The 4,370-nt window shown below is 68.8% G+C and carries 3 protein-coding genes and 3 pseudogenes; 3 read left to right on the top strand and 3 right to left on the bottom strand.

Annotation, left to right across the window (positions count from 1 at the left end; translation table 11 throughout):
* Positions 1 to 424: pseudogene (locus C3488_RS39255) on the top strand (protein-L-isoaspartate O-methyltransferase); the annotation flags it as partial.
* A 272-nt stretch (positions 425 to 696) separates the two neighbouring features.
* Positions 697 to 888, top strand: coding sequence for a Tn3 family transposase (locus tag C3488_RS39250; protein ID WP_103845588.1), 192 nt, complete (start codon positions 697 to 699; stop codon positions 886 to 888).
* A gap of 26 nt (positions 889 to 914) precedes the next feature.
* On the opposite strand, the gene C3488_RS39245 is transcribed toward C3488_RS39250, so the two are convergent.
* From C3488_RS39245 to C3488_RS39230, 3 genes and pseudogenes are all read right to left on the bottom strand, one after another.
* Complete coding sequence (locus tag C3488_RS39245) at positions 915 to 1,649, bottom strand: TetR/AcrR family transcriptional regulator (protein ID WP_103845587.1); 735 nt, start codon at positions 1,647 to 1,649, stop codon at positions 915 to 917.
* Entirely contained in the window at positions 1,585 to 1,989 is a 405-nt protein-coding gene (locus C3488_RS39240) for a PaaI family thioesterase (protein WP_103845586.1), read from the bottom strand. Before C3488_RS39240 ends, C3488_RS39245 begins: the two co-directional genes overlap by 65 nt.
* 1,009 nt (positions 1,990 to 2,998) lie before the next feature.
* Positions 2,999 to 4,001, bottom strand: a pseudogene (locus C3488_RS39230) (IS481 family transposase).
* Positions 4,002 to 4,066: 65 nt separating this feature from the next.
* On the opposite strand from C3488_RS39230, the pseudogene C3488_RS39225 reads away from it, so the two are divergent.
* Positions 4,067 to 4,249, top strand: a pseudogene (locus C3488_RS39225) (transposase); the annotation flags it as partial.
* Between the last annotated feature and the right edge of the window lie 121 nt (positions 4,250 to 4,370).

Here is a 4,370-nt window from a genome sequence, read left to right as displayed (position 1 = left end):
CCCCGAGATCTCGGGGGATCTACGTCCCGGCCCACTACGAGAAGCGCTCCTCGGCCTGCCGTGGGAGGATCTGATGCCGCAGGCGTACGTACGGCGCAGCCGGCCGGAGGAGAAGCTGCCGCGCTGGGACTGCTGGATTGAGCGACGCCCTCGCACCGGGTGGAACCGCTCGATGTGCTGTACGGCGGGGGAGAGCGTGCTGATTCAGCACGACGGTGAGCCGATCCTCGGCCGCATCCCGGCCCCCCCCGGCTGCGGGGGCTCCATCACCTCGATGCCCAGCACAGTCGGGATGACCGCGGGCCTGCTGCAGGAGCTGGAGCTGCGCCCGGGCGACCGTGTCCTCGACATCGGCACGGGCACCGGGGTGACCGCGGCCGTGGCCTGCCGCATCTGCGCGACGCGGGCGCGCCGGAGCCGGTGAAGCTACCCGCTGGCGGGCCGCCGGTGACCCCGCGTGCTACCAGCTCCACTTCGACGCTCAGGGCGTGCAGTGGGTCAGCGCGGGCAGCGGCCGGGCGGAGTTGGCCTGGCCCCTGCCCAGCCCGGTCGGCGCAGGCCTGCAGCACGCCGCCGCCCACGAGACGGACGCCCCACCACCCCGGCCGCATCCGGCGCCGGTTCCCGGCCCGCTGCCCGTGAAGCAAGTGCCTCATGAGACATCAGTTCGCTGTCTGGGCCACTTCAAAACCGCGCATGATCGGCAAGCAGCTCAACATCGCCGAGGCCCGCCACCGCCTGGCCCGGCGGATCTTCTTCGGCCAGCGCGGCGAACTGCGCCAGCACCACCGCAAGGGCATGGAGGATCAGCCCTTTTTCCGCCCCGTGCAGGCCGGCCGCCGACCGCTGCGCCAACCGTCGGCCGATGAGAACGCCAGCGAGGCGTAGCGGAGCGTTGCCCAGGGCAGAACAGTTCACGTTTCGTAGCGGCCATGGTGCGCGCGTGAGAGGGCGGCGGCGCCCTGGCAGGTGAGGGTGGCGGCATCGTCTGCGTACTGGGGGATGTCGTGGGGCCATTTCGAGGTCGGCTGGAGGATCAGCAGCGAGACGGCACCGTGCAGGCACGCGCAGATGGCCCGGGTCAGCGCCGTCACATCGCCGTGGAGCACGCCGGCGTCGGCGCATCGCTGCACCGTTTCCCGCAGGAATCGGAAGCAGGCGTCGGCGACCTGCTCAGTGGCGGCTGTCGCAGGCCCGGTCGCGACCAGGCGGTAGCGCAGGGGATGGTCGAGCCCGAACCTGATGTAGGCGACACTGCGCTGGTGGAGTTCGGCGAACGGGTCGGTGGTCTGGGCGCTGATGCTCAGCATCCGTCGGCCGAGCTCGTCCCAGACCCCGAGGCACACGGTGTGCAGCAGTTCCAGTCGGTTGTCGAAGTGCAGATATACCGAGGGGGTGCTGACCCCGACAGTCTGTGCCACCGCACGGATGGTCACGCCGTCCTCGCCGGCGTCGTCGAGCAGCGTGCCGGCCGCTTCGATGAGCTCGTCCCTCAGTCGGCCGCCGTGGCCTCGCTTGGCGCGACTGCGCCGACGGCCTTCGGTTGTGCTGGCGCGGCCGTCGGTCGTGGTCTGGCCGGGTCCCTTAGCCTTGGCGCCTCCGGAGGGCGACGAGTTGAGTGACGCGGACGCAGAGCCGGTCCTTGTCATCCCTGATGTCGATTTCCACGGCGACCGTTGACTTGCCGACGTGCAGCGGGCGGGAGGTCGCGAAGGCGCCGGTGCCGTGTACGGGCCGCAGGAAATGGGTGGTGGATTCCATGGTCGCGGGGACGGTGTCGGCGGTCCCGTTCAGCGTGGCGCACACGGCGCCGGCTACATCGGCCAGCCCCATCAATGCCCCGCCGTGCATCGCGGCGCCGACGGTGGACTGCTCGGGCGTGTAGGCGAGTTGCGCGATGACAGCGTCGGCCTTGAGGGCTCTGAAGCGTATCCCGAGCGTCCTGGCGAACGGCGCCAAGGTGTAGACGTCTTGCCCGGTGATGGTCATCGCGACCCCTCAGGTTGTCGCTGTTAAGTTAACGGTGGCATGTCATGTGGATGTCACGGTTCGCGTCCACGCCTGTGGCGCGAGGCTGCAGGGCTGTGCGGTCTTCCGGTGCCGATCGGAAGGGTGCTGAGAGACGCCGAGCTGTCACTCGGATGAGACAACTTCAAGTGTCTGGAGAACCGGCCCACCTCGGCTCTGTGCCCATCCTGGGGGGGAGGGCAGGGCTGTCCACGGCCACGGTCAGCATCGGCTCGGGCAAGGACCACGTCATGCCGTGATGCCTTCCACGCAGGCCCCGGGCATGTTCCAGCTGGTCCGTAGCTATGCCCGGCCGTTGTCAGTGCCCAGGCAGAGAATCAGCGGATGGCCATCGACCCGATAGCGTCAGGCGAGTCCGCAATCCTCGCCGCTGCCCACATGCGTACCTGTCCGCCACCCGCTTCTCCTTCACCGGCCTGACCGGCAAAGAAGCAACCCAGCGCATCACCCGCGCGGTAGCTCAGTGGGCCCACGTGTCAGGCTGGCGGGTCAGATCGCTGCATCGACCCGCCTCGCCTTATGAGCGGAGGCTGCGTTTCCTACTGGTCGCCGTCTTGGTCTGCTTACCTAGATCTTCGCCTGATTCGCAAGGAGGGTCCGTCGATCGCCGTGGAGATCGACCGCGCGGAGGACAGCACTGCGTCGACAAGCTCCGTGACGAGGCCCTCCGAGGGCGCCCCGCGCTGTGGATCCGCTGGCACGGAGCGCTGCGTGCCGAGCTCCCGGCAGGCGTCGCCCGCCTGCACCTGCCGACGCGGTCCAGCCGTTCTCCCGTCCGCTACTCCCTGACTCAAATCACCGGCACGGCGGCGATCACCGTCGGCGAGGCCGTCACCCCCGAGGCCCGAGTGGACGCCCTGCATCGGGATCAGCAGCGGATTGCGGAGGAGGAACGTGCTGCCGCCCGTCCCCACGACCCAGGCCCCACCCGATGCTTCTGGTGATGCAAGCACGCTGCTTGGAGGGACCCCTAGTTGTAAGAGGCCAGGACGTTCGCTACCACCGTCGCGTAGTCGCAATGCTGGCGGTTGGCCTCCGGCTCCGCCAAGCGGACGGTGGTAGTTGTAGTGGACGTTCCAGACTCTGAGGGCTTCGGGCCGTTGTTCTTCGGATAACCAGGTACGGCTGCAGAGGAACTCTTCGGCGATTCTCCGGTTGTAGCGCTCCACCTTGCCGTTGTGGCGAGGGGTGTAGGGCGTGATGCGCTGGTGCCGGGATCCCAGCAGGGCCAGGGCGAACGCGTCGGCGCGATAGCAGGCGCCGTTGTCGGTGACGTTGCGTTCGATCCGGGTGATGCCGTGGGCTGCGAACCAGGCTCTGGCTCGGTGCAGGAAGGCGATGGCGGTCGCGGCCTTCTCGTCGGGCAGCGCCTCGGTGTAGGCGAGGCGGCTGAATCCGTCGACGGCGGAGTGAAGGTAGACGTAGCCGCCGCGTTCACCCTTCTTCTTGCAGCGCTCCAGGGCCTTGGCCTGGCTGCTTGCCCGTCCGTGGGCTCGCCGTCCACCGTCCTCTGGGATCCGGCCGACCTTCTTCACATCGATGTGGACCATGTGGCCTGGACGGCGGGCTGTGATCTTCCGTGGCTCCCGGTTTGAGTCGCCGCTGGGGTCGATGAAGCGACGCCGGTTCAGCCCGAGGGCAAGCAGGCGCCGCGACATCGTGCGGCGGCTGATCGACACCCCGTCGGCCTGGAGCTCGAACGCGATCCGGGAGGCAGACCACTTCTCGGCACGGCGGAGCGCATCGATCCTTGCCACCACGTCGGTGTCGGTCGCGGTCGGTTGGCGTCGGGGTGTTGAGGAACGGTCCAGCAGTCCGCGTTCGCCGTGCTGGCGGTAGCGGTTGACCCACTTCGACGCGCACGAGCGGGAGATCCCCATCTCCGCGGCGACGTGCGCGATCGGGCGGTTCTGGCAGCGCCGCACGAGAAGCAGCCGCCCCTCGAACGACAGCGGGGCGTTTCGGTGAGTCACAGCCGGCTCCTAGCGCCACGGATCGACGGCGTGCTTGCCACGGGTCCGGCCCGCTTCGAGCTGCCCGGGACAAGGGCTACGACTATCCCCACCTGCGGCGCTGGTTGCGCAGGCGCGGCATCGCACCGCGCATCGCCCGCCGCCGCGTGGAATCCTCCCAGCGCCTGGGACGGCACCGCTGGGTAGTCGAGCGGACCTTCGCCTGGCTCAACGGCTGCCGACGCCTGCACCGCCGCTACGAACGCAAGCCGAGTAGTTCCTCGCCTTCGCTGTCGACGGTCACGTAATTGCCCAGGGTTCATGGTCACGCAATTCCCCAGGTGGTGGTTGTGGCGGCGTTCGAGCACCGGGAGTCACCTGATCAGCTGA

The sequence above is a fragment of the Streptomyces sp. Ru72 genome (assembly GCF_002920635.1).
GTDB lineage: Bacteria > Actinomycetota > Actinomycetes > Streptomycetales > Streptomycetaceae > Streptomyces.
Note: the sequence above shows the minus strand (reverse complement) of the source record. Positions and strands in the feature narration are given on the sequence as shown.

Excerpts from the sequence above, each read along its gene's own strand:
- C3488_RS39250 (WP_103845588.1), top strand. The coding sequence starts at position 697 with ATGATCGGCAAGCAGCTCAACATCGCCGAGGCCCGCCACCGCCTGGCC.
- C3488_RS39245 (WP_103845587.1), bottom strand. The coding sequence starts at position 1,649 with ATGACAAGGACCGGCTCTGCGTCCGCGTCACTCAACTCGTCGCCCTCC.
- C3488_RS39240 (WP_103845586.1), bottom strand. The coding sequence starts at position 1,989 with ATGACCATCACCGGGCAAGACGTCTACACCTTGGCGCCGTTCGCCAGG.